Genomic DNA, 23442 nt, shown 5'->3' with positions numbered 1-23442 from the left:
ATGGGATATCCGGAGCAGATCGATGTCTTTCAGGATAAGCTGAACAAAAAGGCAAACGGCGGCAGTCATGTTGTAGAGGAGAAGCTTCGGCTTACAGGTGGTGCATTCAGCGGACTGCTGGCCCACGACAATATTAACAATCAGACGCTGGCCGTGTACACAGGCTCACGCTTCAGCGGGACAGAGGTGCGGAATTACTCAGTCTCTTTCCCGAACGAGGCCCCTTGGCGGCGGCTCATCAACATCTATGCGGATGTGCCCGAGGTCTATGTGACTTACGAGACCCCGGGGGATACCGTGGAAGCGGATGATGTGAACCAGTTACAGGGCGGACTTACGGCTACGCAGCGTGAGCTGGAGCGTTATAAACAGGCCGGTCTGATTGACGGCGGATCTTTTAGAAGAGAGGTGTAATATGGCACAGACTATTCAGGTCAAACGCGGTACCCGGGCCGAGCTGTCCACTTACGGGATGCTGAAGGCGGGCGAAATGGGCTTCTGCACAGATACGAAGGAGGTCTATATCGGGGACGGTTCGTCTAACTCCATGGTGGGCCGGGCCTTGTCCGGTCCCGAAGCTTCGCGTCCTGCGGCAGCCTCGGCGGGGCGTCTGTATGTTGTGAGCAGCGGGAGTAACAACGGGTATTTGTATTTCGATGACGGGACCGCCTGGCGGCGGGTTAACGCGCAGAAATTAACAGATGTGAGCGGTACGGTGGACGATATCGCTGACGGCTCGACATATGCCAAGGTGCTCAAGGCGGATCTTACAGCAGGGCATCCCAATAAAGTGTCGGACGGCACGAATACGAAGACCGCCGCAGAAATCGCAACGCATCTTAACGATGCCGCGAAGCACAGAATCATCAACGACAGCGGCTCCACGATTACAGATCTGTGGTCCGCGCAAAAAATCAAAAACGAAATCGAGCTGGCCAAGCATAATATCGAGCCGCAGGCTTCGGTGAAGGATCAGCACCTGACGGCTCCACCAGTAAGTCCCGTGGAAGCTGACCGGTATATCATCCCTTCCGGGGCAACTGGGGTCTGGGCAGGCAAAACGAACCAGATCGTGGAGTACCAGTCGGGGGTGTGGACCTATTATGTTCCGGCTGTCGGCTGGACCGCCTATGTAGACGATGAGCAAAAAATCTACAGCTGGAACGGGAGCGCCTGGGTGCGGACGGGCGGCGCGCTGCAGACGATTACGGCGGGGAATGGGCTTACCGGCGGCGGGCAGGCGGACAGTGTCACACTGACCGTCGGGGCAGGCAATGGGATCATTGTCGGCTCAACCAGTGTTTCAGCCAAGCCGGGTAAGGGAATTCTGGTAAACTCCACTGGCATTGAAGTCAACATCGACGGCTCAAGCATCGTTTACGATTCTGCCAATGGCAACCAGCTCACGGTAGGCACTATCGACGGCGGAACATTCTAGGAGGCGGTGACCATGGCACGGAAGACATTGATTCAAATCCGCCGCGGCCTGGAGAGTGCACTGGGTACGCTGGCCGCAGGCGAGCTGGGCTACTGCACGGATAGCGGCAAGCTGTTCATCGGCAGCGGCAGCAGCAATATGCTGCTGGCGGCAGGCCAGAGCACAGGCGATATGCTGAAAAGCATCTACGACACGAATAACAACGGCAAGGTCGATTATGCCCAGGCTGCGGATACGGTTCCGTGGTCAGGGGTGGACGGCAAGCCTTCGGTCTATCCGGCAGCTGCACATACCCATGATTATATACCCAAGGGTCCGCTGACCTGGAACCAGCTGAAGGGGGTGTAGCTGTGGCTTATGGAGATAGTATCTATGGACTTATGACGTATTCGGCCGATGGTGTGACAGGGGAAGGGCCGGAGATTACCGCTCCTGATCTGATGAAGTACCTGCCCGATTATTATCAGGGCGTCCCTGAGATGGAGGCTGTACAGGCCAGTGCCGGTGCAGCCTGCGGTGAAGTGGCTTACGCCATGGCCGACAGTGACGATCAGAAGACGCTGGAGTCGGCGACCTGGGGGCTGGCCCGCTGGGAGCGGATGCTGGGGCTGGCCTCAGATCCGAACAAGTCCTACGCCACCCGGCGGGAGATGATCAAGGCCAAGCTGCGGGGCAGCGGCACGACGACACCGGAGATGATCCGGCGGACGGCGTCTGCTTTTTCCGGGGGAGATGTGGAGGTCGTGGAGGTGCCCGGAGCGTATAGCTTCGAGGTGCGCTTCGTCGGCACGCTGGGTATCCCGGCCAATATGGCGGGTCTGATTCAGATTATGGAGGAGATTAAGCCGGCCCATCTGGATTATAGCTTCGTATACAGCTACACCTGGTGGGATTCCTTGAAGTCCCTCACCTGGAACGGTGCGCACAGCAAGACCTGGAACGAACTAAGAGTATATGAATAGGAGTGTGAGCGATGAAAACAACGGGTAATCTGGGGCTGAAAAAGCCCGACGGTACAGACATTGTAGATATCACTGACCTGAACGGCAATATGGATATCCTGGACACCGCCGTCAAGGCTGTACAAGATCACGCCGCCGATACTGTCAAGCACATTACGGCGGCTGAGCGCACGTCATGGAACGCCAAGGCGTCTACGGCGGTTGCGACCACGACTGCTGCGGGGCTGATGGCCGCAGGGGATAAGTCGAAGCTGGATAGTGTGGCGCAGGGGGCTAATAATTATGTGCATCCCAATCATACTGGTGATGTAACCAGTTCTTCGGATGGCGTAACGGCAATCGCTCCTGGAGTGATTGTTAATGCGGATGTTAATGCGGCTGCGGGGATTGATGCGAGCAAGATTGGGACGGGTGTTGTTTCGAATGCGGAGTTTGGGTATTTGGATGGGGTGACTGGTAATGTACAGGCTCAGCTAGATAACCGCCCCCAACTGAATAGTAATAACACGTTCACGAATAACCAAAAAATCATTTCTACGGCTGGTATCAACACATCCCCAGCTCTTTCTATTGAGGGGGTTACATTTAATGCTGCATTGCAAATCAAGAACACAACCCCATCGACCGGGAAAAGATATTCCTTGTATTCATATAACGGCGGAGATTTTGCCATCGTAAATGAAACGGATGCATACGCCGTAGCTCAAGTTGACGCTGCTTCTAAGGTATGGATGATCCCGGGGGGTGTAAAATCTCCCAACGTTCCGAATCAGACGACGGCGGATATTACCTACTACGTCCGGACGGATGGAAATGATGGGAATACTGGAACGACAGATACGGCGGGCGGAGCGTTTAAGACATGGGTAAAAGCTTATAGCGTCCTGCCGAAAACAATCAATCATACAGTTAATGTTTATATAGGACCGGGAACATATCCAGAAACAATTTCACTAAAAGGATTTGGCGGAGAAGGTGCACTGAGTGTTATCGGGATCGCTGCAAGCAGATTTGTTCAGAGGGTTGAGATTGTTAACTGTACGATTGTCACGACGATTGACGGCTTTACTTGTACTGCAACAACGGTTGAAGCGGTGAGCATTCGTTCTTCTACTGCCGCAGTCGTGAACCAAGTAATATCTACTGTGAGCGCGACGAACCAATCTGGTATTGTGCTAAATTTAGCAACTGCACGATTAACAGCTTGTGTGATTTCGAATAAAGGGCGGGTTGTGAGCGCAGTTAATGGCGGGAAAGCTTATGCTGAAAATTTCAGTGGCACAGGGAATACACACGGGTATGTAGCAGATTTGGCTGGTCACATAGCGTATGCAGGCACTCAGGCAAATTCTACAAACGGAAATTATGCCGGAGCGGGAGGGATTGTAAATTCAGAGGTGCTCAACCCTTGGGGAGATAATACACTTGCAATTAGGCCCGTCATGAGAGCATATATAGGGACAGGACACGGGTTAACAGGGGGGGCATTTACTAAACTACAATTTAATGCTACGTACTATGATTACCAGAGCAATTTTAGTGTCGGGTTGAATAGATTTACCGCAAAGAAGTCCGGACTGTATTTAATTACAGGCGGCGTAATTACAGACTCTTCCGCCCCTGCCTCCGCCTCTCTAGTTCTAAGCGCATGGATCAACGGAACGAGACAGTTAGACATGGGTTCCTATAATAAATCTGGAGCGATTGGCAACATATACACACAAGGCGCAAGAACTGTATATCTAAGTGCTGGGGATTATGTAGAGATGTACGCTTACGCAGATGCATATATGGTCACACAAGGCGGCGTCGGTGTTTTTAACGACTTTTCAGTTACGCAAATTGCATAAGGAGGTATGACCGTGAATATATCACAAGCAATTATGTATCTATACCCAACAGCCAATCCCCTACACGATTTCATCGTCCAAGACAACGGCCCGGAACCCGTCCTGCGGCCGGGAGCCGAAGCCAAAGGCCGGGTACGCTACGAGATCAAGCAGCCAGAAATCGGCGAACAACCCGTAGAAGGTATTCATTACCGCTATGGGATCGACTATAACCTGCTGACCGAAGGCGAGGATTATGATCTGGTGGAGCGCGGGCCGTATATTGCGGTATGGAAGCTGGATGCGCCGCAGCCGACCGAGGCTGAGTTGCAGGCAGCTTGGGAAGCGTACCAGGAAGAAGAGGCGAACAAGCCGCCGGTGCTGACGGAGATGGAGCAGCTTCAGCAGGAGAATCTGCTGCTGAAGGCGCAGAATAACGCGCTCACCGAGCGTGCGGATTTCATTGAGGACATTATCGCCGAAATGGCTGTGCAAGTCTACTCTTAAATGCTCTGCGGGTTTGCCTAAGTTTAAGCATATTAATAGAAAGGTGGTGAGAGCAATGGCATTGTTTTTTGCACAACGCGTCACGTTGGGGAAGACGAAGTATAGCGAGGTTCCCTCTACGCTGAAGCCTGCCGTCAAGGAGATTCTGGTGGAGAACGGACTTACGTTCCTTGTAACTGAAGAGTAGATCACTACTATAGATGCTTTGGAGTCGGGGAGGACTGCTCGCATGCATGGATACCAGCAGGGCCTAAGTAGGGGATTGAAGGCCAGGAATAGTTGGATTTCCTCCACTTGCTGGCAACCAGCAGCGGCTTTTCCGATGAATAGTTGGAAAATCAGCACTTGCTATAGCTCCAAAACCCTTAAAGGGACAGTTTATGCAGAAACAAGTGACGATTATCCAACTAAATCTGCCAGATGTTCCTAAGCGGGTGAATTAAGATACGTTTTTCCAACTACTATCCTCTCGAATTGATACTCTCTGGGCGTTTCCGCTGGGGGAGCAGGTTATTATCACTCGGTAGGTTATTTTTATTGAAATTATAGGAGATTTATAGGTTTGACAGGGGTATATGGTGCCTCCGGCCCAGGCCGGGGGTGTCTCTATGAATAACCACACAGAAGGGAGTGAAGCAATGGACAGCAACGATGTTGCGAATCTGGAGAAGCTGCTGCCGCTTGCGGATAAGTATGGACTGGCTTATATCATCGCTCTGATTCTGCTCATGATTATGCTTGTGCTTTTGCGGTCAATTGTGAAGGGGAATCTGGTGCCGCGTGAACTGCTGGAGCGTGCTGAGGAAGACCGGGACAGGCTGCAGAATATCCTCGACAAAGAGCGGTCAGACTTCATGGCACCCACGCTTGAAGTATTGCAACGATTGAAGATAGACCATTCCGCGGGCAACCATACGGGTAGTAATAGTATTAATGAAGAAGACAGGGGGGGATAGCGTGCTGAGTGCGTGGATCAAGCGTCTATCGCCCCTGCACCGGGACAGAGAGCGGAGGCTGGCGCTGGCAGGACATAAGGTGTCGCTCTCTATCCGCAGGTACAAGAATGTCTCTCAGGACATTCAGGATGAAATCAGGAACAACGGGTTCGCCGAGTTCCTAATCTATGATCGGGGGGCAGAAGATGAGCAGCATTGATATTGTGTTGTTATTGGCCTATTCCATATCCTTTATCTGTGCGCTGCTGCTGATGGCTGCGCTTTTTTTGTATTTCCGCCGGAGATTCCGGGTGCGTGTAGTCAGTCTGTTTATGCTGGCGGCGTTCTTTTTCCTCGGGGCGTATACGGTAAAAATGGCCGTGGCCTTCTGGATCAGATTCAGCTCCGCGCCCGTCCCGGACGCTATACGAAGCTTGCTGCAATCGGATGCCTGGGCTATTGCCCAGACGGGAACGACCATTGGACTGGTCATCCTAACCCTCTTGATGTATACCAGACGCCAGGATCTATTCGTGGTTCTCTCTGAAATCAGGAAAGGGGAGGAATCGCATGCTGACGCTGGCTCAGGTCCTGAATAAATCCGCTGCCCGCCTGTCCGGGCTTCATCCCGCCGTCCTTGCCGCAGCAACCGCACTGATTGAACGCAGTTATACTGGCGGGGTTCCCATCCTGATCACGCAAGGCCTGCGGACGATGGCCGAACAGGATGCGCTCTATGCCCAGGGACGGACCCGGCCGGGAGCGATCGTGACGAATGCGCGCGGCGGGTACAGTTATCACAATTATGGATTGGCGGCGGATTTTGCGCTGCTGCTTCCGGATGGCTCTAGCGTCTCTTGGGATATGAACAGGGACGGGAACCAGAATGGGACCCAGGATTGGCTGGAGGTGGTGCAGCGCGCTAAGGCCATCGGGTTCGAATGGGGCGGCGACTGGACCAGCTTCAAGGATTACCCGCATCTGCAGATGAGCTTCGGATTAAGCCTGGCAGATCTGCGGACGGGGAAGAAGCCTGCGGCTGACGCCGTGGAGGCGGTGATGGAACGGATCAAGCCCAAGGAGGAACAAGCGGTGAAGACTCAGATGAAAGTTACAGTACAGGTGAATGGAAGGAAGATTGCGGACGGCTGGCTGGAGAATGGGGTTACCTATGTTCCTGCACGTAAAATTGCGGCGGCGTTGGGCGCTCAGATTGCCTACCATCCGGCTGCCAACACCGTGGAGATCACCACCACACCGCAGAAAGGAGCGATTTCATGATGAACAGCGAACTGCTGGATAATGTATTGGCTTTTGCCTCCATTCTGTCTGTCTTTATTCTTGCCCTTGTGCAGCTGATCAAAAATAATACCCATTTGCCGCGTAACAGCATCCCTTTTATTGGGCTAGGCATCGGGCTGCTGGTTGGAGCGGCGGCGTATCCTTTTACAGAGCTGGAGTTGACCTTGCGTCTATGGGCAGGCGGATTGGCCGGGTTATCGGCTACCGGATTATTTGAATTGGCATTCAACAACCGCTCAGGCCACACAATGAAATAAAAGTTAACCTGTAATCAACGGCCGGCTCTGCGGAGCTGGCTTTTTTGTCGTTTTACGTCATGTAACTTTACACAACTACTACATATAACACCTATAAAAGAGAGAATATAATAGGAAGAATTACATAATTATTTTTGACTGCATAAATAGCCGGGTTAGTGTATAATCGAAATTACTGCACTGCTTTACCGCGCAATAAAGTTGAAGATTTCCGGGCTGTTTTATTGTATGATATGTAGAAAGCTTTTCAAATAGACAATGTTAAGAGCATTGATCCGGAAGAGGATGGGGGGAGCAGCATGACCGAACTTACGACTGCCGTTAGCAAAAGCAACTCCAACAATCTGCTGCGGCGAGACGTACGGTTCCTGGGGAACATACTGGGCGAAGTCTTGGTACACCAAGGCGGCAACGAACTGCTGGATATCGTGGAGAAGATCCGGGAGACCAGCAAATCGCTGCGCTCACTGTTTTTGCCTGAACTGCACAATGAATTTAAAGAGCTGATCAGCTCACTGGATCCGGAGAATCGCCATCAGGTGATCCGTGCCTTCGCTATTTATTTTCAGCTGGTGAATATCGCCGAGCAGAACCACCGGATTCGCCGTAAACGCGACTACGAACGTTCTGCCGGGGAGACTGTACAGCCGGGGTCGATTGAGAGCGCGGTTCAGGAGCTTCGCGAACGGGATTTCTCCCACGAAGAAGTTCTTGAGATCATGAGCGGCATGTCGCTCGAGCTGGTTATGACCGCTCACCCTACAGAAGCTATGCGCCGTGCGATTCTCGATATCCACAAACGGATCTCCGACGACGTCATGGGCTTGGATAATCCGACGCTAACCTTCCGCGAACGCGAACAGCTCCGGGAGAAGCTGCTGAATGAGGTTATTACCTTGTGGCAGACTGATGAACTGCGCGACCGCAAGCCTACGGTGCTGGATGAAGTGCGTAACGGGATGTATTACTTCCATGAGACGATTTTTGAAGTGCTGCCGGATGTATATCAGGAGCTTGAGCGTTGTCTGAGCAAATATTATCCGGGCCAGAACTGGCATGTGCCGACCTATTTGCGTTTCGGTTCATGGATCGGGGGAGACCGAGACGGCAACCCTTCAGTGAAGGCATCCGTTACCTTACAGACCCTCCGTCTGCAGCGCAAGCTGGCTATTCGTGAATACCAGCGTATTATGCGCGAGCTGATGCAGTATCTCAGCTTTAGTACAAGCATTGTGAATGTGACGCCAGAACTGCTGGAATCCATTGAAGCTGACCGGAATATTATCAATCTCAACCGGGTTGATGCCTGGCGTAATGATAACGAGCCTTACCGGATTAAGCTCAGCTATATGATCTCGAAGACCCAGAATGTGCTGGACGATGAGAAAAAAGGAACACCAGAGCGCTACGCATCCCCAGCGCAATTCATCGACGACCTGAACGTGATTGACCGCAGCCTGCGGCATCACTATGCCGATTATGTAGCAGATACCTACATTAAGAAGCTGATTCGTCAGGTGGAGCTGTTCGGCTTCCACACCTCTACACTGGATGTCCGCCAGCACAGCCAGGAGCATGAGAATGCAATGACAGAGGTTCTGGCTAAGATGAATGTTACGCCGGATTATTCCAAGCTGTCGGAGCAAGAGAAGATTGTGCTGCTGGAGAAACTGCTGAATGATCCTCGACCGCTGACTTCCCCTTACCAGTCTTATAGTGAAGGGACAGAGGAATGCCTGGCGGTATACCGTGCGATCTATGAGGCGCAGGAGGAATACGGCAAGCAGTGCATCACTAGCTATCTGATCAGTATGGCGGAGGCGGCAAGCGATATTCTGGAGGTTATGGTCTTCTCCAAGGAAGTCGGCTTGTTCCGCAAAGACAACGACGGTACGGTAGTCTGTACTCTGCAGGCGGTGCCGCTGTTCGAGACGATTGACGACCTGCATGATGCGCCGCAGATTATGCGTACGCTGCTCAGCATGCCGATCTACCGTGATGCCGTCAGTGCGATGAATGATCTGCAGGAGATCATGCTGGGGTATTCCGACAGTAATAAAGATGGCGGTGTGGTTACAGCGAACTGGGAGCTGCGTGTGGCCCTGAAGCAGATCACAGCGACTGCCGATGAGTTCGGCATTAAGCTGAAGTTCTTCCACGGACGGGGCGGCGCACTCGGACGCGGCGGTATGCCGCTCAACCGGAGTATTCTGGCTCAGCCGGCTTCCACCATCGGCGGCGGTATTAAGATTACCGAACAGGGCGAGGTTATCTCCTCCCGGTATTCGATGAAAGGCATTGCTTACCGAAGTCTGGAGCAGGCGACATCTGCGCTCATTACGGCGGCTATTCATGCCAGATCGCCACAGGCGGATCTGTATGAAGCCAAGTGGGATGAGATTATTGCCCGCATCTCTGAAGTCTCCCTGAATAAGTATCAGGATCTGATCTTCCGTGATCCGGATTTCCTTACGTACTTCAAAGAGTCCACGCCGCTACCGGAGGTTGGTGAGCTGAATATCGGTTCACGCCCTTCGAAGCGGAAGAATAGCGAGCGCTTCGAAGACCTGCGTGCAATTCCTTGGGTATTCGCTTGGACGCAGAGCCGTTATCTGCTTCCAGCATGGTATGCCGCCGGAACCGGTCTGCAGAGCTTCTATGAGGGCAAGGAAGAGAATATGAAGATTATGCAGCATATGTATGCTAACTTCTCGTTCTTCACGACCCTGATCGATACGCTGCAGATGGCTATTGCGAAGGCGGATCTTGTCATCGCCAAGGAATACGCAGGGATGGGCAAGAACGAGGAGGCACGCGCGCGGATCTTCGGCCAGATCGAGGCCGAGTTCAAGCTGACCTCCGAGCTGATCCTTCAGATTACCGGCCAGCAGGATATTCTGGATAATGTTCCGGTCATTCAGGAATCCATCCGCCTGCGTAATCCGTATGTTGATCCGCTCAGCTACCTGCAGGTTCAGCTCCTCGCCGAGCTTCGCGCCCTGCGTGAGGTTGAGGGGGATGACGCTGAGTTGCTGCGTGAGGTGCTGCTCACGATCAATGGTATTGCCGCCGGTCTTCGGAATACCGGCTGATGTGCCTGTAGCAGTTGGTTTTTCGCTTTCGCAGTTGATCTAAAAAGTCGGCGAAGCCGCTTTAAGATGTTGAATCCGTTGTTCTTCAACCCCGTCTGCCTCTTAACTAGAGGAGGGACGGGGTTTTTGTCGTTCAAGGAGGCCGGGAGCCACAGGCACGGCCGAGACCATGCCCCACCCCATTGTTGCCTGAGATATACTTTGGGCAACAAGAAAAGCAGTAGGGGAACCCAGGCTGATGGAGGGGGCGAAGCGGAAATTTGGAACTGTAGGAGCGATAGCGTTCGCCTTTATTGGCAGATTTCAACCGCACCCTGCGGTTCCAATCAAGAAATCTGACGGGTAACAGCGACCGGAAGTCCAAATGTTCTGCGCAGCCCCCGACTAATCAGCCGCCAGCGACCCTGCAGCCAGCTTTTCCAGCACATTATATAGAAGGTAACAATACAAACCTTGATTTTTGAACACACATGATTTACGATTTAAATGCTTGTACCGTGGTCTTCGAAGAGCTGACAGTCCAAGGGCGGCAAGTCTGGGGGAGTTAACAGGTGGAGAATCTGGAAGGCAGACTGACAAAGCTCGCCCTGAAGGGTGACCAAAGGGCATTTGCCGAGCTTGTGGAACTATATAAAGACAAAATTTATCATTTGGCTTACCGTATGCTGAATAACCGCCATGAGGCGGAGGATGTTGTTCAGGAGACTTTTTTGCGCGTCTACAGAAATCTGGACAGGTATGATGATAAGCAGAAGTTCTCGACATGGATCTACCGGATTGGCACGAACCTCTGCATTGACCGGCTGCGTAAGCGGCGCCCGACCTATTCCCTGGATGCCGAGATGAACGACCAGGAGGGGATTGACGGGTATTCGATGATTCCGAGCGATAATGTGACACCGGAGACGGAACTGCTGCTCTCGGAGACACAGAGACTCATCTATGAAGCCATCGACAGCCTGCCCGTGAAGTACAGGTCGGTGATGATTCTGCGGTATCTGCAGGATTTGTCGCTTCAGGAGATCGGCGATGTGCTGGATATGCCCGTGACGACGATTAAGACCCGGGTGCACCGGGGCCGTGAGTTTTTGCGTAAGAAGTTAGGACCTAAATTGTAAAAATAGATTATTTTTTATGAAACTCCTGCAGGGCAGGGACGTATGTAAGTTAAGCAAGTCTTATGCACTAAATTAGCACGTATGAAAGGATTGGCTCCTATGGAATGCAAACTGGCCGTCTCTATGATGCACGACTACCTGGATGACGACTTGCCCGACCTGCAGCAGAGGGAATTGAAGGAGCATCTTTTATCCTGTACGGAGTGCCGTGCGAGGTTCAAAGAACTGGAACAGACCGATATGCTGATGTTTTCCCTGATGCACCAGGCACCTGTGGCCTCGGAGGATATGGTTAGCCGGATTATGGATTCATTACCGAAACCCAAGAAGGAAAGAGCCTTCATCACCTGGATCAAGAGACATCCGGCCCTGACGGCGGCGTCCATGTTCATTCTTGTGATGCTGATGAGCTCCGTAACCTTTTGGAATCAGGATCGTCAGCTTGTGGTTAGAGGGGCAGACCTCGACCAGGTTGTGATCAAGGGGAATACGGTGATTGTACCCTCCGGCAAAATTATCTCCGGTGATCTGACGGTGGAGAACGGTAAGACTCAAGTCTACGGGGAAGTCAACGGGAACGTAACGGTGATCGACGGTTCGCTGTATCAGGCTTCAACCGCCCATATCTCCGGGCAAGTCAAAAGTATAGACCAAGCAGTAAGCTGGATCTGGTATAAAGTGACGAACATGTTCTCTGAAGTTGCCTACCGATAGCTAAATGTTGGTCGCTTGTAGCAGATAACTCATTTGCGCCTCTTTTTCCGGAAAGATGGCGCTTTTTTGTTGCCTGAAATGACAGGTTCTTCAATTTACCAGCCGCCAAACTTGCAACCGGAGGCGTAACGTTATAACCTAGAATAAGATTCATGCTTAACAGACAATTTACATAAACCCAGCTAATTTGAAATGACGGGGGTTTTCGGCCATGAGCTACTTTACTGACCTTACATGGAAAGAATCCATTAAAGATATAATCGATATTCTAATTGTCAGCTACATTATCTATAAAGTGCTCAATATGGTGCGCGGGACGCGGGCGGTTCAGCTGCTGAAGGGGATTCTGGTGCTGGTCGTGATCTGGGGCGGCAGTACGCTTCTCGACTTATACACGCTGAAATGGCTGATGAACCAGATGTTTACGTTCGGGGTGTTTGCGATCTTTATTATTTTTCAGCCGGAGCTGCGGCGGGGGCTGGAACAGCTGGGCCGGGGCAAGTTCTTCGGGCGGAATGCGGAGAGCGATGAGGAGATCAGCAAATTAATCGGCGAAGTGATTAAAGCCGTGAATTATCTGGCTGTCCGTAAAATCGGGGCATTGATCGTATTCGAACGGGCTACGGGGCTTAATGAATATACGGAGTCAGGGATTGCCATGCGCTCTGAGGTCAGCTCGGAGCTGCTGATTAATATCTTCATTCCCAACACGCCGCTGCATGACGGGGCGCTGATTATGCAGGGAAGCCAGATCGCGGCGGCCGCCTGTTACCTGCCGCTCTCGGAGAATCCGTTCATCAGCAAGGAGCTGGGAACCCGGCACCGTGCCGCCATCGGTATCAGCGAGGTAGCAGACTCGGTGTCTGTGGTCGTCTCCGAGGAGACGGGGCAGATCTCACTGGCCATTAATGGACAAATTGTCCGGGATATCAAGGAAGAGTCCCTGATCTCGAAGCTGCACCAAGAGCTGAGCGCAAGCAGCTCGCCCCTGATGGAGAAGAGCTCTGCTTTCTGGAGACGGAGGGGGAATAAAGACAATGGATAAGTGGATGAAGAACAACAACTTCAACAAGATCCTTGCCCTGGCTCTAGGGATTATTCTGTGGACCATTGTGCATGTGGATACTGCACCAACGTACCAGACTACGGTTAATAACGAATCGAAGACGATTGAGAATGTCAAAGTGGAGATTGAAGGCTTCGACAGTGAGAAGTATGTACTGACCAAGGATGTGGATAGCGTAAGGATGGAGGTGATGGGCAAAAAGTCTGATCTGACCTATAAGTTCTCCGATGCTTATCGGGTATGGCTGGACTTGAAGGATGTGAAGCCCGGCGATAATACGCTTCCGCTGATGTATTCGACTCCGAGCGGTGTAACCCTGGAAGCTATGGTCCCGAATCAGGTGAATGTGCATATCGAGCCGCGGACGACGAAGTCTTTTCCCGTCTCGCTGAATATAACGGGAGAGCCGGCAGCAGGTTATGAAGTGGGCAGTCCTGTGATTGACCCGGAATCCGTGGAGGTTACCCTTCCGGCAAGTGATCTTGGGCGGGTAGCGAAGGTACAGGGAAAGGTGGAGCTGGAGGGGCAGAATGAGACTTTCAGCGAGAAGAAGTTGAAGCTCTTCGCTCTGGACAGTAAGGGGAATGAGCTGGAGGATGCGGTAATTGAACCCTCTACAGTAGCTGTGGAAGTACCTGTTACCCTCCCGTCCAAAACCTTGCCGCTGGACATCAGCTTCACCGGCAGTCTGCCCGCTTCACTCGTGCTGTCCAGGGTAACGCCTGAACAGGATATGGTAACAGTGTACGGCAGTGCAGAGACCCTTAAGACCTTATCCTCATATGAGGCAGTACTGGATTTGAGCGCTATCAAGAATGCGGGTACAGAGCAGATGAAGCTGGAGCTTAAGCCGCCGGAGGGCACCGGCAAGATTGAGCCTGCGGCAATGACTGTAGCGGTCTTTGCGGCGGAGATTACCCAGCGGACCCTCTCTGCTATCCCCATCAAGCTGGAGGGCGTCAGCAGCGGGCTGACAGCCCGTATCCTAGAACCTGGAAGCGCCGCTATGGATCTGACCCTATCAGGGGCGCCAACTTTGCTGGACCAGCTCGACCAGGATAGTATCAGCGTGGTTGCAGATGTCGGGGGGCTTACGGCTGGTGTCTACGATGTTACGCTGCAGGTGTCGCTCCCCCGGTTCATTAGCCTGCAGAATGCTGCCTCGCAGCTTGTTGCGAAGGTGGAGCTGGTGGCGCCTGCTGCTCCGGCCGCGACTGCCGCGCCGGACAGCAGCCCGGCCTCGTCGTCGCCTACACCGGAGCCCAGCGCTGAGCCTGCATCCGTGGACGAGACGCTCGTAGAGCCAACCCCGGAGCATACCACCGAGATTATAGAGGAGACGCCGATGCCGACACATATTCCGCCGGAGACTGCTGAACCAACGCCGCCCGCAAGCGGCAATAATACCGACAGTACGGGAGGAACGTAACTTTCCGGGCATGTAAGAGTCTATTTATATGCACCTGACATACACGAATTATCGAATCATTCATACTATAATTTATTAAGCTGAAGCAGCGTATTCTAAAGGAGAAAAAAAGATGGGTAAGTATTTCGGAACAGATGGTGTACGCGGGGTGGCTAACCGTGAATTAACAGCAGAAATGGCCTACAGTATTGGACGCTGCGGGGGATATGTGCTGGCAGGAAATGTGGAAAAGCCTAAAGTGGTCATCGGGATGGATACACGGATCTCCGGTCCGCTGCTGGAATCGGCACTGATTGCCGGCTTGTTGTCCATTGGGGCAGATGTGATCCGTCTGGGTGTAGTCTCTACACCTGCTGTAGCTTATATCACTAGACTGCTGAAGGCAGATGCCGGAGTGATGATCTCTGCTTCGCACAATCCGGTGGAGGATAACGGAATCAAGTTCTTCGGCGGAGACGGCTTCAAGCTGACAGACGAAACAGAGCTGCGCATCGAGGAACTGATGGATGCCGAGCAGGATGAGCTGCCACGTCCAGTAGGATCAGGTCTGGGCACGCTGCGGGTGGATGATCAAGCGAAATACCTCTATCTGGAGTACCTGAAGACCACCATCGACCAGAGCTTCAAGGGTACGAAGGTGGTGCTGGACTGCGCACACGGCGCAGCCTATGAGCTGGCACCGCGATTGTTCAAGGAGCTGGGCGCGGAAGTGATTGCCATTGGGGCAGATCCGGACGGGCTTAATATCAATGACGGCTTCGGCTCCACACACCCGGAGACTCTGCGTGCAGAGGTACTGCGCCATGGTGCGGATCTGGGGCTTGCTTTTGACGGGGATGCGGACCGTCTGATCGCTATCGATGAGAACGGCGACGAGGTTGACGGCGACTTCATCCTCTGCATTTGCGGGGATGCGATGAACCGTGCAGGGAAGCTGAAGGATGGCACTATTGTATCTACAGTAATGAGCAACATCGGGTTCTATAAGGCGACAGAGAAGCTGTCGCTGAATACAGCGAAGACTGCAGTTGGTGACCGTTATGTGATGGAAGAGATGCGCCGCGGCGGCTATAATCTGGGCGGGGAGCAATCCGGCCATGTGATTTTCCTGGACTATAATACTACAGGTGACGGAATTCTGACCGCGATTCAACTGGTGAATACCATGAAGTCTTCCGGCAAAAAGCTAAGCACACTGAAGTCCATGATGACTAAATATCCGCAGGTGCTGGTTAATGTGCGTGTGCAGGACAAAACCAATTATCCGAACAATCCGGCCATTGAGGCCGCGATCATAGAAGTGGAAAGCAAGCTGGGCGACAACGGGCGTGTCCTGGTGCGTCCTTCGGGAACCGAGCCGCTAATCCGTGTAATGGCCGAAGGGCCGGATAAGGCGGAGCTGGATCTTTTTGTAGGGCAGATTGTTGAAGTAGTTCAGCGCGAGCTGGTGTAATCACTCACTGAAGTAGCAGGAACGGTAGCCGGTGGATGGATCCATCCGATTCGTTCACCGGCTGAATTATTAATAAGGTCATGGCTGTTTGGAAAAGTGTGAAATGGATGAAAAAGGTTTTCTTCGCCACATCGTTGCAAAAACGGTATGAGGTGCATATAATAGACTAAGTGTCATTCCAGAAGGAAAGCGGGGATTGTAAGGTTATTGCAACACAAGCGCCAGAGCTTGATCATGCGCGGGAGAGAAGGGAGGACCGGTGGCTGCGCCGACAGTGCAGGACGGTCTGAACGGATCACGGCAGATGTAAGCTGACGAGGTGGAGGTGTTCGAAATGTTCGGCGGGGACCTCCCGGTGATGCACCAGAGCCGTAAATGGAAGCGGAAAATGCGAGGGCGACCTTGCACACAACGCTTTTGTGGGTGCTAACTTAAAGATGTACAAATCATGGGTATGCGCATTTGCAGGAACGCAGACGGTTCTGCCACGGCAGAGGAGAAGACTGTGCATAATCGTGACTAACGATGCAAGTGACAGGTTATCATGTTGAGTGTAATGGACAACATCATATTTGCTTTTCTTCAAAACATGCCGCACGGCACGTTTCTTTCCTCATGCGCGCCTAATTACGATAAATTGGACGGAGGAAAATATAATGTGTGGTATTGTAGGATATATTGGTAATCAGAATTCGCAGGGGATCTTGGTAGAGGGACTTAAGAAGCTGGAGTATCGCGGGTATGATTCCGCAGGTATTGCCGTGTTCACCACGGAAGGTCTGCAGATTGTGAAGGCACAGGGACGTATGGCAAATCTTGAATCCCGTCTGGACGCGACTCCGCTGACAGGCAGCGCTGGCATTGGCCACACCCGCTGGGCTACACACGGCAAGCCATCCGATGAGAACTCTCACCCTCACACAGATAACACTCACAAATTCTCGGTTGTTCATAACGGGATTGTTGAGAACTATCTGGACCTGAAGGAAGAGTTGATTGCCGGAGGAGCCATCTTTACTTCCGAAACGGATACAGAAGTAATTTCCCATCTGATTGCCCGTGAATATAATGGGGATATCGTTAAGGCTGTGCAAAAAGCGATCACTTACATGCGCGGAGCGTTCGCACTGGGTGTTCTGACTGAATATGAACCGGATAAACTGGTAGCTGTACGTCAAGCCAGCCCGCTGATTATCGGTCTTGGAGAAGGCGAGAACTTTATCGGGTCCGATATTCCTGCACTGCTGGAATATACCCGCAACGTATATATTTTGAACGACGGCGAAATGGCTGTATTGACGCGGGATGCTGTCGAATTAATGACAATTGAAGGCAACTTTATTTCTCGGGAAATGATTACTGTCGATTGGGATGCCGTTACCGCAGAAAAGGGCGGTTATGAGCACTTCATGCTGAAAGAAATCCACGAGCAGCCTAAGGCTTACCGCGATACAATGCGCGGACGGATGAATGCGGAAGGCAACAAGGTTATTCTGCCTGAGCTTAACCTGACAGAAGAACAAATCAAGAACATCCGCAATATCCAAGTGGTAGCATGCGGTACTGCTTATAATGCCGGTCTGGTTGGACGTAACCTGATTGAATCCTTGGTGCGTATTCCTGTAGAGAATGATATCGCTTCTGAATACCGTTACCGTTCGCCAATCGTAACTCCGGAGACACTGGTTATCGTAGTGAGCCAATCGGGTGAAACTGCAGATACACTGGCCGCTCTTCGTGAAGGTCAAGCGAACGGAGCCCATGTGCTGGCAATCACTAATGTAGTAGGCAGCTCTATTGCCCGGGAAGCAGACAGTGTACTGGTTACGCTGGCTGGTCCAGAGATCGCTGTAGCTTCGACCAAAGCTTACACTTCCCAGCTGATCGCATTCACTTTGCTGGGTCTGTATCTGGCTGAAGTACGCGGTACACAGTCTGAGTCTGAAGTTGCCAAGATTCTGGCCGCTATGCAGTCCCTGCCAGAGCAAGTACAAGTGATTCTCGGTCAAAAAGACGCGATCAAAGCCTACGCTGAGCAAATCGCTGAGCACAAGCACCTGTTCTTCATCGGCCGCGGCGTAGATTACGCTGTAGCTCAGGAAGGTTCGCTGAAGCTCAAGGAAATCTCCTACATTCACTCCGAAGCCTATGCTGCGGGTGAACTGAAGCATGGTACCTTGGCACTGATCGAAGAAGGCGTTCCTGTCATCGCTCTGGCGACTCAGGAATCCGTGCTGGAGAAGACCGTCAGCAACATCAAAGAAGTTAAGGCCCGTGGCGCCCATGTCATGGCCATCACCCACGAAGAGCACAAAACCGACCTGCTCCGCTCCGTTGACCAGGTATTCGTAATCCCTCAGACTCTGCCGCTGCTGACTGCTGCACTGTCTGTAGTTACCCTGCAGTTGCTGGCATACTATGCTTCGCTGGCTCTGGATCATGATGTGGATAAGCCAAGAAACCTGGCTAAGAGTGTTACTGTGGAGTAGGGGATAGGGATTACAACTAGAATATTGATTGATTGCATTAAAGTATTGTTCTGATTTAAAAAATTCATTAAAGTATTGTTTTGAAAAAGTATTCAACAATTAAATTAATCATCATGAGCCGTCCTAAGAATTTAGGGCGGCTTTATTCTTTAGATGGGGGGATGAGAATGAATAAGATAGGGGATAAAGTAATAGGTTATTCGCTTGCAAAATACATTAAATCAAGTTGAATTTGCTGAGAAATTAGGTATATCTCAGGGTAGGCTAAGTGAGATTGAACAAGGAAAGATTAAACCTTCTGCACAAGAGTGATTGATTCTGACCTATGTGTTTAAAGAGATACAGTGTTAGACTCGCAAAATAGAGTATTAGACTGAGAAAATATAATTGTAGACTGGATATGAAGGTAAAGGGATTTAATTGTGTTGCTTAAGGATTGGCAAGTTGCTGCATTTCAAATCGGGATGCTCCCGGTCAAAGCCTGTGGAACGTACCAGTGGAATGTCATTTACTGCCGCTTCATGCTACAGGTCTGCTCTGGATGAAACCTGGCGGTAACGGCAGCGCTATAGGTGGTCCTGCGGCTAACTCTACGCACCTGATGCCTCTGAATAACCAAAGCAAGAACGGCGGCTGCAGTACCCTGCGAACAAACAATCAAATACTTTTTTATTTCTTTCATGCTGACGATTTCCAAGATCCCAAACCTCATAACACATAAACCCAACAATTTTAGTAAGACTATATTTTCTCTCGACAAGAATTTCGTACTAGGGTTTGGCCTGAGGAGAAAGGGGGGACCGAATGGATTTCCGGATCGCTTGGACACTTTTAATCACATAGTCGTGAGCATGAAAGCGGTCTGCAATTCGGAGTGCCCTCGCAACACACTCGCAGATCGAGGGATGGTACGTTAGAGCCAGATCCATGACGACAGCCTTGGGGTTTAGGTTTGAAAATTCCGGATGCTGCTCGGCAAACACACGTAGTGCATCTAGTTTTCGCCTCGAAGATCGTGAAAGCCGGTGTTATACGTATGGCCCTTTTTTATTGCAAAGTCGTCGATGCCGAGCACTAGCTCTAGCGTGTCTTAGGCTTGACGCCAAGCCTGTTCGAACAGACGCTCGTTCTCTGTGGGCAAGGTCTCTTGGTGCATGGGCTGAACCGTGCTGGCGGTGCTTCTTGCATTCTCGCGGTATGCGCTGCCGTGGAGCCGAGTGCCTAGTTTACCGTCTGTGAACGAAACTGACGGCTGTATTGTTCCTTGGGACTTACCCATGCATACGTCCAGATAAACCCAGTATTACACCGTAAACAAGCTAAGTACAGCGAGGGAATGTGCAAACAGTACTTCTTGCCAAAAACGCTGATAAGACGAATCTGACGTGACCTATTATGGCCATCTTGCTTCACAGCTTGTACAGAAGTGCAAATAGGGCAAGGTTGTTTATACGCCGGCGACGAGGCTTCCAAATGCACTTCCGAATCATTAATTGAGAGAAAACTATGAAGTTATAGTTCTGGTAACCGAGCATTGATATATTGGAGCAGCATCTGTCATTTCCTTTTCTTGTTGTCGGGTATGACTTACAACAATACAAGATTTGCAGATGTTTTTCCAGTTGTATTTACGTTCTTTCTCCGTTTCGATTTTCAACCGCCAATTTTGGTTTTGAGTCTTAATTTATATATTTTTTTGGTTAAATGGTTAGTTATGGATTAATAAAGATAATATTTTTATAGTTGTAAAATTTACCCTTTAGATCTATAATATATTTAGTGTATAAAAACAATATGGTGGGTTTGAGGTTTATCTAGGTTGAACGAAAGTCATAAAATTCATTTATTTTTTAAAAATATATTGATAAAAGAGGCGGCTTATGAAATCAACATCTGTATGTTTATTTGGTGAAAGAGAACACGGTGTTAAACGTGCTTTTTTTGAAATTACGAATCTATGCAATATGTCTTGTAAGCACTGCATGAATAATTCAGGAGTTGATTATGAACAGGTTTTGGAAAAAGAAGAAATAAAACAACTTTTTAAAGAGCTACATAATCACCAAATAATGCAATTATACATATCGGGTGGTGAACCACTTCTTTATTGTGGTATTGATGAAGTTCTACAGTATGCACATTCATTGGGAATGAAGATTGTTCTTGCCACCAATGGATTAGCAATAAACAATCATCTTTCTACAATTAAAAACTGTGTCGATACTGTTTCAGTAAGTCTTGACGGCATAGAAGAAACACATGATCTTTTCCGTGGGGTACCAGGTTCATTTAATCACTTAACCAAAATGTTGGATTTATTACAAAGAGAACGTATTACTACAAAGATGAGTACTATTATATGGAAAGGAAATGTAAATCAGCTTGCTGAAATTATATCTTTTGCGAAATCAAAAGAAATAAGTAAATTAAATTTCAATATATTAGTTAATACAGGACGTGCTAAAGAAAATCCAGATATACATATTCCAAGTGATGAATATCAGAGTTTATATGAAACAGTTTGTGAATTAATTAACAAGAACTCAAATCCTTTTTTCAAAATAGACATGAAGCGGAGGCAAGAGCTTAATGCGGAAAGCTCACCCTGTCCGGGCGGAAAACAAATGTTTCATATTAGTGCAGAAGGTAGAGTTTCACCTTGCTCTTGGCTTTCTAAGATCGATAATACAAATCAATTTTCTTCGACATGGCAAAAAGGTGGGTTAGGAAGTTGCTTGGAAAAATGCAATGATTTAGATCTTGTGCTAGATGAGAGAAAATCTATATACGGATTTAGTGGATGTCCAGCATTGGCTAGCATTCACAACGGAAGTTACTTGTCGGAGGACCCTTTAAATGAAAGATTAAATTTTGTGGAGATATGAAAGCACTTTCTATCCGAAAGAGGTCGGGAAGATGAAAAAAATTGCCCTTATCTCAGGCGTCGCATCTGGTATAGGGAAATGTGTAGCAGAGAATCTCAGTAATGCAGGGGTTGAGGTGTTTGGCTTAGATAAAAGTAATATAAACCTTGATAAAATTAATTTTTATCAATGCGATATCAGCAAGGAAAGCGAAGTGATTAATTGTATCCGTGAAATTTCAAGACAAACTGAGAAAATTGATTACTTGGTGAATGCAGCTGGGATTTTTTGTTGCGAAAATAGATATTTAATAGAAGATTTACCAATGAATGAATGGGAAAAAGTGTTTGATGTGAATTTAAAAGGTATGGTTTTATTGACCAAATACACTATCCCTTTAATGAAAAAATCTTTGAACGGAAATATAGTTAATTTTAGTTCTGAACAGGTTGTGATGCCTCAAGAGAAGAGTGCACCCTATGCAGTAACAAAGGCTGCAATTGAAATGTTTAGTAAGATTCTGGCGATGGAATTGATGGCGAATAAGATTCGTGTAAATACGATCGCTATGGCTTCTGTTAGAACGAATTTTTTGCAGACCTATCTTAAAGATGATGAAAAAATAAATGAGATGATGCAAAAATCAGAGATTAAAATGCCGTTTGGCTTAATTGAACCTATTGATGTATATGAATTAGTAAAATATTTAATTTTTGATAATAAAAAAATGACAGGGCAAACGTTATTGATGGATAGTGGTACTGTTTTAGATATAAATAGAAAAAAGAAAAGGAGTGAAAATAATGTTTAATAAGAATTTTTTTGAATATAATTTAACAAATTACAGAAAGGTATACTTTTCTCCTTATGTTAATAGATTTTGGATGGATAGCATGCCAGACAAATTAGAACAAGATTACAATGATACAAAGCTGTCGAAAATGCGTTTAGAAATAACACATCTATGTAATGGAAATTGCTCTTATTGCATTGTATTTGGTAATAAAGTGGAAAAAAAGGAGAGTTTGAATGTTAAAGAATTATGGGAGTGGTTACTAATACAACCGTGGTTCAAAGAAATAACAGAAATATTTATTATTGGTGGAGAGCCTCTTATATGTTTTGATGATATTAATTTTATTATGGAAAATTTTGATGGAGAAATAAGGTTTTCAACGAATGGTACATTATTAACAGACAAAATGGCAAAAAAGTTAGCCCGACGGAATGTGTTTGTCTATATATCATTAGATGGGCCACAATTTCAAGATAATTTAATGAGGGTATATAAAGGCGGCGGCTATATGTATAACGACATCATAAGAGGTATCAACATACTCATTAGTGCTGGCGTTAACTATGGTTTTTTTATGGTTGCTACAAAAGATAATATCCGTATTATCACAGATGTAATCGGCCAAATTGATGAAACCTTTCATCCATTAAAAATTGGGTATAGCATGCCACATTGGACAGAGAATAATTTTGACGAGATTTCAGGGGAAGAATACAGAGATGCATTATCAGATTTATACAAACATAGAAAAATGATTAATGCAGAAATTATGCAGATAAGTTGGAGAATCAAACCGTTACTAAAAGGGAAAATAAAAAAGTTCTCATGTGGACTACATACATCTCAAACAACAGTCTTACCAGATAAGTCAATTGTACGTTGTTCAAAAATTGACGACGACCCGGTTTACAAAAAAATAACCAATGATGAAATGAATCAAAATTGCCCGCTGGCTCTAGCTGAAAAAGGTGTTCAGTCATGTGCTTCCTGTATAGCATTAGCAAGTTGTGGTGGTGGATGCCCCTTTGATGGTCTGAAGAGATTTAACGGATTCCTCGATAAAAGGGAATGTATTATAACACCTCAGATTGTAAATATGGCAGTTAAGGATATTCTTTTAGGACTAGAAAATAGAAAAGACATTCCTAGTGGAATCCTATCCTTGGAGACCATAAAGGAGTTTGTATAGAA

General features: G+C 48.9%; 23 protein-coding genes. 22 read left to right on the top strand and 1 reads right to left on the bottom strand.

Translation table 11 applies throughout. The features are described 5' to 3' along the window. The 19 genes from NYE24_RS15975 (at nucleotide 1) to glmS (ending at nucleotide 18591) form a co-directional block, all read left to right on the top strand. Entirely contained in the window at nucleotides 1-414 is a 414-nt protein-coding gene (locus tag NYE24_RS15975) for a phosphoglucomutase (RefSeq protein WP_342479092.1), read from the top strand. A 1-nt stretch (nucleotide 415) separates the two neighbouring features. Continuing rightward, nucleotides 416-1438: a DUF2793 domain-containing protein gene (locus NYE24_RS15970; protein ID WP_342479091.1), complete on the top strand. Its 1023-nt coding sequence runs from the start codon at nucleotides 416-418 to the stop codon at nucleotides 1436-1438. 12 nt (nucleotides 1439-1450) lie between these two features. Next, a complete protein-coding gene (locus NYE24_RS15965) occupies nucleotides 1451-1786 on the top strand; it encodes a phage tail protein (RefSeq protein ID WP_342479090.1) in 336 nt (111 codons plus the stop codon). A gap of 2 nt (nucleotides 1787-1788) precedes the next feature. Then, entirely contained in the window at nucleotides 1789-2400 is a 612-nt protein-coding gene (locus tag NYE24_RS15960) for a YmfQ family protein (protein ID WP_051493661.1), read from the top strand. 11 nt (nucleotides 2401-2411) lie between these two features. Next, entirely contained in the window at nucleotides 2412-4250 is a 1839-nt protein-coding gene (locus NYE24_RS15955; protein WP_342479089.1) for a hypothetical protein, read from the top strand. Nucleotides 4251-4262: 12 nt separating this feature from the next. Then, nucleotides 4263-4736, top strand: coding sequence for an XkdW family protein (locus tag NYE24_RS15950; protein WP_162174473.1), 474 nt, complete (start codon nucleotides 4263-4265; stop codon nucleotides 4734-4736). A gap of 55 nt (nucleotides 4737-4791) precedes the next feature. Beyond that, nucleotides 4792-4923 (top strand): hypothetical protein, encoded by a 132-nt coding sequence (locus NYE24_RS15945; RefSeq protein ID WP_268748809.1) that lies wholly within the window; start codon nucleotides 4792-4794, stop codon nucleotides 4921-4923. Between the two features lie 421 nt (nucleotides 4924-5344). Continuing rightward, entirely contained in the window at nucleotides 5345-5692 is a 348-nt protein-coding gene (locus NYE24_RS15940; RefSeq protein WP_076160707.1) for a hypothetical protein, read from the top strand. Nucleotide 5693: 1 nt separating this feature from the next. Beyond that, nucleotides 5694-5891: a hypothetical protein gene (locus NYE24_RS15935; protein WP_036696237.1), complete on the top strand. Its 198-nt coding sequence runs from the start codon at nucleotides 5694-5696 to the stop codon at nucleotides 5889-5891. Next, complete coding sequence (locus NYE24_RS15930) at nucleotides 5878-6270, top strand: hypothetical protein (protein WP_342479088.1); 393 nt, start codon at nucleotides 5878-5880, stop codon at nucleotides 6268-6270. Before NYE24_RS15935 ends, NYE24_RS15930 begins: the two co-directional genes overlap by 14 nt. Further along, a complete protein-coding gene (locus NYE24_RS15925) occupies nucleotides 6242-6952 on the top strand; it encodes a M15 family metallopeptidase (RefSeq protein ID WP_342479087.1) in 711 nt (236 codons plus the stop codon). Before NYE24_RS15930 ends, NYE24_RS15925 begins: the two co-directional genes overlap by 29 nt. Beyond that, nucleotides 6952-7230, top strand: coding sequence for a holin (locus NYE24_RS15920; RefSeq protein WP_209879696.1), 279 nt, complete (start codon nucleotides 6952-6954; stop codon nucleotides 7228-7230). The genes NYE24_RS15925 and NYE24_RS15920 overlap by 1 nt, the downstream gene beginning before the upstream one ends. 299 nt (nucleotides 7231-7529) lie before the next feature. After that, nucleotides 7530-10322, top strand: coding sequence for a phosphoenolpyruvate carboxylase (gene ppc / locus NYE24_RS15915; RefSeq protein ID WP_036696240.1), 2793 nt, complete (start codon nucleotides 7530-7532; stop codon nucleotides 10320-10322). Between the two features lie 551 nt (nucleotides 10323-10873). Next, complete coding sequence (gene sigW, locus NYE24_RS15910) at nucleotides 10874-11440, top strand: RNA polymerase sigma factor SigW (RefSeq protein WP_036696241.1); 567 nt, start codon at nucleotides 10874-10876, stop codon at nucleotides 11438-11440. 99 nt (nucleotides 11441-11539) lie between these two features. After that, on the top strand, nucleotides 11540-12154 hold the full coding sequence (locus NYE24_RS15905; RefSeq protein WP_036696243.1) for a zf-HC2 domain-containing protein: 615 nt from the start codon (nucleotides 11540-11542) through the stop codon (nucleotides 12152-12154). Between the two features lie 211 nt (nucleotides 12155-12365). Beyond that, nucleotides 12366-13199 (top strand): diadenylate cyclase CdaA, encoded by an 834-nt coding sequence (gene cdaA / locus NYE24_RS15900; RefSeq protein WP_076160722.1) that lies wholly within the window; start codon nucleotides 12366-12368, stop codon nucleotides 13197-13199. After that, nucleotides 13192-14649 (top strand): CdaR family protein, encoded by a 1458-nt coding sequence (locus NYE24_RS15895; RefSeq protein ID WP_342479086.1) that lies wholly within the window; start codon nucleotides 13192-13194, stop codon nucleotides 14647-14649. Before cdaA ends, NYE24_RS15895 begins: the two co-directional genes overlap by 8 nt. Nucleotides 14650-14761: 112 nt before the next feature. Further along, nucleotides 14762-16102, top strand: a complete 1341-nt coding sequence (glmM, locus tag NYE24_RS15890) for a phosphoglucosamine mutase (RefSeq protein ID WP_076160725.1) — start codon at nucleotides 14762-14764, stop codon at nucleotides 16100-16102. Nucleotides 16103-16758: 656 nt separating this feature from the next. Continuing rightward, a complete protein-coding gene (glmS, locus tag NYE24_RS15885) occupies nucleotides 16759-18591 on the top strand; it encodes a glutamine--fructose-6-phosphate transaminase (isomerizing) (protein WP_342479085.1) in 1833 nt (610 codons plus the stop codon). A gap of 1090 nt (nucleotides 18592-19681) precedes the next feature. Here the strand turns inward: glmS and NYE24_RS15880 are convergent. Then, on the bottom strand, nucleotides 19682-19870 hold the full coding sequence (locus tag NYE24_RS15880; protein ID WP_342479084.1) for a hypothetical protein: 189 nt from the start codon (nucleotides 19868-19870) through the stop codon (nucleotides 19682-19684). 601 nt (nucleotides 19871-20471) lie between these two features. Between NYE24_RS15880 and NYE24_RS15875 the strand changes: the two genes are divergently transcribed. Genes NYE24_RS15875 through NYE24_RS15865 form a run of 3 tightly spaced genes read left to right on the top strand, consistent with a single transcriptional unit; the run spans nucleotide 20472 to nucleotide 23440 of the window. Beyond that, nucleotides 20472-21476 carry a radical SAM protein gene (locus NYE24_RS15875; protein ID WP_342479083.1) on the top strand — a complete coding sequence of 335 codons (1005 nt, stop codon included), beginning with the start codon at nucleotides 20472-20474 and terminating at the stop codon, nucleotides 21474-21476. Nucleotides 21477-21507: 31 nt separating this feature from the next. Then, nucleotides 21508-22266: an SDR family oxidoreductase gene (locus NYE24_RS15870; protein ID WP_342479082.1), complete on the top strand. Its 759-nt coding sequence runs from the start codon at nucleotides 21508-21510 to the stop codon at nucleotides 22264-22266. Then, a complete protein-coding gene (locus NYE24_RS15865; RefSeq protein ID WP_342479081.1) occupies nucleotides 22259-23440 on the top strand; it encodes a radical SAM protein in 1182 nt (393 codons plus the stop codon). Before NYE24_RS15870 ends, NYE24_RS15865 begins: the two co-directional genes overlap by 8 nt. Nucleotides 23441-23442 lie beyond the last annotated feature (2 nt).

The sequence above is a fragment of the Paenibacillus sp. FSL H7-0350 genome (assembly GCF_038593195.1).
In the GTDB taxonomy this organism is placed as follows: Bacteria; Bacillota; Bacilli; order Paenibacillales; family Paenibacillaceae; genus Paenibacillus_AQ.
Note: the sequence above shows the minus strand (reverse complement) of the source record. Positions and strands in the feature narration are given on the sequence as shown.